Origin of the sequence: Flavobacterium sp. (assembly GCF_031363805.1) — a bacterium.
Lineage (GTDB): Bacteria > Bacteroidota > Bacteroidia > Flavobacteriales > Flavobacteriaceae > Flavobacterium.
Window position 1 is genome coordinate 1 of sequence record NZ_JANLVD010000018.1, and the last position, 5,005, is coordinate 5,005.

At 34.2% G+C, this 5,005-nt stretch carries 3 protein-coding genes; all 3 read right to left on the reverse strand.

Going from position 1 to position 5,005, the window contains the following annotated elements:
* Positions 1-27 precede the first annotated feature (27 nt).
* The 3 genes from pdeM to RMN92_RS01125 all read right to left on the reverse strand — a co-directional run bounded on the left by pdeM (position 28) and on the right by RMN92_RS01125 (position 4,976).
* Complete coding sequence (gene pdeM / locus RMN92_RS01115; RefSeq protein WP_309607621.1) at positions 28-663, reverse strand: ligase-associated DNA damage response endonuclease PdeM; 636 nt, start codon at positions 661-663, stop codon at positions 28-30.
* A gap of 119 nt (positions 664-782) precedes the next feature.
* Complete coding sequence (locus RMN92_RS01120) at positions 783-3,242, reverse strand: ligase-associated DNA damage response DEXH box helicase (protein ID WP_309607622.1); 2,460 nt, start codon at positions 3,240-3,242, stop codon at positions 783-785.
* A gap of 132 nt (positions 3,243-3,374) precedes the next feature.
* Entirely contained in the window at positions 3,375-4,976 is a 1,602-nt protein-coding gene (locus RMN92_RS01125; protein ID WP_309607623.1) for an ATP-dependent DNA ligase, read from the reverse strand.
* Positions 4,977-5,005: the final 29 nt, after the last annotated feature.

Consider the following 5,005-nt stretch of genomic DNA (forward strand, 5'->3'; position numbering starts at 1 on the left):
TTCGTAATTATTCTAAATAATTGTAAATCAATTAATTAAAACTTCAAAAACACCATCTTTAGTAATTGCGTAAACCAAATCATTTTCGGTTGGAACCAAATAAAAATTTCCAGTAAATTCGCCAAAAGCTGGCAAAATCATTTGGTTGGGTTTTTGAAAAAAACATGACAGATTCAGATATTGTCTACCAATTCCTTTCAATTTGATTCCCGGATGAATGTGTCCGCAAAAATTAAAAAAACTATCTTTTTCAGTTGGATGATGCGTTAATAAAAAAGTATCAATTATCAACTCTGAAAAAATTTTTATGTTCAAATTTTCATAATTGTAATTGGCAATAATATCATGATTGCCTTCTACCAAAATAATTTCTTGACTTATTTCTTTGGTCCAATTCGCAAACAATTCCCATTCTTTATTTATTTTACTATGAAATAAATCTCCCAAAAAAATAATAGTTTTAGGTTTAAAAAAATCAACAACATCATTCAATCTCACAAAATTTTCAAAAATCGCATCATTCGGAATTGCCATTCCGTGTTTTCTAAAATGCGCCACTTTTCCCAAATGCACATCACTAATTAAAAGCATATTTTTCTCTTCCCAGAAAATCGCACCAAATTGGTGTAATTCAAAAGTATGATTGTTTATTTTTATTGTCATATTTTAGTTTTTTTTGCCACAGATTAAAAGATTTCCACAGATTTAATTTAAATTTTTTTTTAATCCTTTTAATCCGTGAAATCTGTAGCAAAAATAATTTAATCAAATTTACAGTAATATCATTTCATATAACTAGCCGTCATTTTTGCAATCCGATCCGCCAAAGTTTCGCTAGTCAATTTTTCACGCAATCTATCGGTAATTATAGGAAAACTAAAAGGCGTAGGTTTTTCACATTGTTTCCAAACAATTTCTTGTTTGTTAATTCTTTCCAACGATTGCAACAATCGTCCTTCTTCCAATTGATGTTCAAAGGTTTCGATATACGCTTGTTGCAACAATAAATTTTCTGGTTCGTAATCTCTAAAAACTTCAAACAACAATTGTGAACCACTTTGCAAATGCTTTGTTTTAATAGGTTTTCCAGGCATTCCTGTAAAAACCAATCCAGCAATTACAGCAATATCTCTAAATTTTCGCCGCGCCATTTCGGTGGCATTCAAACTTTTTTGCAAATCGTGATGTACAAATTCTGACGAAAATAAATTGTTGTCAAAAACGGCTTGCATATCAATTTCTTGATCAGAAAGCAATTCAAATCCGTAATCATTATACGCTAAAGAAAATGATATTGGAGACAATAAAGTAATTCTGTACGACAAAATACTAGCCAAAGCTTCGTGCACAAACCTGCCCTCAAACGGATAAAAAATGGCGTGAAAACCTTCTCTAGTTTTAAAAGTTTCAATTAGAAATTCGTTGGTATTTGGCACAATACTTTCTCTTCGTTGTCTGTCAAAAATAGGTTTTAGTGCTTTTAATTCTGGTGTTAAATTTTCATTGTTTGCAGCATACAATTCTTCTCGCAACAATTCACTCATTTGTGCAGACAATGTCATTCTTCCGCCCATCCAACTCACGGTTTTCGAAACTTTTTTGGCATCGGCTTTTCTAACCAAAACATTCATATTTTTTATGGCATAAAATTCTAATTTTTTTCCACCAAAAGTAAAGGTATCGCCACGAGTTAATTTTGAAACAAACCATTCTTCGATGGAACCGATATAACCACCACTCAAAAATTTTACATTCAAGTTTGCATCGCTCACAATAGTTCCAATTTGCATTCTGTGGTGCATTGCAATTGTTCTACTATTTATTTTATACAATCCGTTTTCGTCAATTTCTACTTTTTTGTATTCGTCGTAAGCTTGCAAACTCTGACTTCCGTGCGAAATAAAATTCAAGATCCAATTCCAATTTTCTTTGGTTAAATTCTGATAACAAAAGGTTTTTTTCACTTCTTCGAAAATTATATCAGGAAAAAATCCGTCGGAAACCGCCAAAGTATTCAGATATTGAATTAAAACATCATAACTATTCAAATACGGAATTCGGTCTTCCACAATCGTTTCTGTAGCTGCTTTTTTGAGTGCCGAAGCTTCGATTAATTCCATTGCATGTGTGGCGAGAAAATAAATAACACTTTCTTTTCCGGGTTGATGACCGCTTCGTCCAGCTCGTTGTAAAAATCGAGCTACGCCTTTTGGTCCGCCAATTTGTATAATAGTTTCCACAGGTGCAAAATCGACACCCAAATCCAAACTCGACGTGCAAACTACCACTTTCAAATCTTCGTTTTTAATAGCATTTTCAACCCAAACTCGGGTTTCACGAGCAATACTTCCGTGGTGCATTGCCATTTCGCCAGCAAATTCTGGATATTTTTCTAACAATGCTTGAAACCACAATTCGCATTGTGATCTTGTATTGGTAAAAATCAAAGTCGTTTTACTTTTTCTGATGATTTTCGCCACATCGGCTATCAAGTGTAAACCCATATGACCACGCCACGGAAAGGTTTCCATTTTTTCTGGAATAATCGATTTTACAGTAATTTTTTTATTGATGTTTGCCTTAATCAAAACCGAGTTTTTAAATGCATCCGAATTATTTCCCAACAAAACTTCTTGTGCCAATTCGAGATTTCCAATGGTTGCCGAAATTCCCCAAATGCGCATTTTTGGTGCAATGGTTTTTAGTCTTGATAATGCCAATTCCATTTGAACGCCACGCTTTGTTCCTAATAATTCGTGCCATTCATCTATAACAATTGCCGTACAATTAGCGAAAGTTTTAGCATATTCTTTGGTGGCCAAAAGCAATTGCAAACTTTCTGGTGTGGTGATTAGCAAATCGGGCATTTTGTTTTTTTGCTTAGTTCTTTCAGAAGTTGTAGTATCACCAGAGCGAATTCCGACAGTCATTTGCGTACCTAAATCGGTCGCAACTCTTTCCGCAGCTTGTTTTATTTCAACAGAAAGTGCTCGCAAAGGTGTAATCCAAATGGCTTTTAATCCAGGCTTATGTTTAGTTTTATATTCAGGATTTTCTTTAATGTAATTGAGAACTATCGGAAACCAAAGTGCATAAGTTTTTCCGCTACCCGTTGGCGCGTTTAGTAAACCGTTTTTGCCTTGCAGAAATGCTGTCCAAGTTTGCGTTTGGAAGGGAAATGGTTTCCAGTTTTGATTGTGGAACCAGTTTTCTGCAATTTGGTAAAGTTGTTCTCTTGTCATTGCGAGGTACGATGCAATCTTTTAATATTATTATAGTTATATTTTTTTGGCCACAGATTTAACGGATTAAACAGATTTACGCAGATTTTTTTTTAATTTATTTTAATCCGTACTAATTCGTTTAATCCGTGGCTAAATGATCATTGCTTTCAAATCATCAATGCAATTAGCATCCTCAATTTTCTTGTCCAATCGCCATCTCAAAATCCTTGGAAAACGAGTTGCCACGCCGCTTTTGTGACGTTTGGAAAGCGCAATACCTTCAAAACCAATTTCAAAAACCAATTCTGGTGTGACACTTCGCACGGGTCCAAATTTGTCTATTGTATTTTTTTTAATAAAATCATCTACTTTCCTAAATTCTACATCGGTTAGACCGGAATAAGCTTTTGCAAAAGTGACCAATTCACGTTCCCCTTTTTCGTTATTTTGCCACAATGCAAAAGTATAATCAGTGAATAAATTACTTCGTCTTCCGCTACCGCGCATAGCATAAGTCAAAACGGCATCAATTACTAAAGGTTCCAATTTCCATTTCCACCAATCGCCTTTTTTTCGACCAACTTGATAGGTAGAATTTTTGTGTTTTATCATCAAACCTTCGCTTTTCATTTCTCTGGCGCGCATTCTTTCAGTGGCGACATCTACCCAAGAATTTAAAATTTTTCTTTCTGATAAATAAAATGGGAGGTTTTTATCTTTTATACTTTCAAATAATTTTTCTAATAAATTGTGGCGTTCTTCAAATGGTAAATTCCGAATATCGTTACTTTCCCATTCTAATAAATCGTATGCTTTTAAAATCACAGGATTGCTTTTTAACAAAGCTGCCGAAGTTGTTTTGCGACCAATTCGAGTTTGCAAATCATTAAAAGTGCCAATTTCATCATTCGGAAATGCTAAAATCTCTGCATCAATGACCGTTCCATTTGGAATAATTCCGACAAAAGAATGAAATTCTGGATATTTATCGGTGACCAATTCTTCGCCACGCGACCAAACAAAAATTTCGTTTTCACGGATTATGGTTTGCGACCGAATGCCATCCCATTTGTGTTCTACCGACCAATCTTCTGGATTTCCAAGATTTGAAACTTCGCCTTCTATGGGATAAGCCAAATAAAATGGATACGGTTTTGACAAATAATCGCTGCTTTTTTCATCTAAAATTAATTCCTGAAAAGTAATTTTATTTGGATCCCAATTGCCCATTAATTTATAAGCCAAAGCATCTTCATCTACATTTTCAGCTTTTGATAAGGCGCGAGTCATTAATTTTTGGCTGACACCAATTCGGAAACTTCCAGTAATTAATTTGGTAAAAACAAAACGTTCATAGTAATTTAAAGCCAGCCAATTTTCGTGTAAATAAGCTCGTTTTTCATCATCGGTTTTCTTTTTTAAAGCAATTATTTCTTGCAGGTATTCAGTTAAACTTTTATCAGAATGTTCTTTGGTCGTTGGAATAATGAGTGCAATTGTTTCGGCTAAATCACCAACGATATGATAACTTTCTTCGAAAAGCCACATTGGAATATTTGCCAATTCATTTGCCCAAAGTCGCAATAAAGTTGTATTTACAGGTCTTGGTGGACGACGATGTGACAAAATAGCAATAGTCCAAACTTTATCTTCTGGCGAGACATTTTTAAAATATTCAGTCAATGCATCGACTTTAACTGTCGTTTTATTGGAACTGTCGAGTGCTTTTATTAGGTTGGCGAAGTTTTTCATTTTTTTACCGCTAATTCGCTAATTTTTTA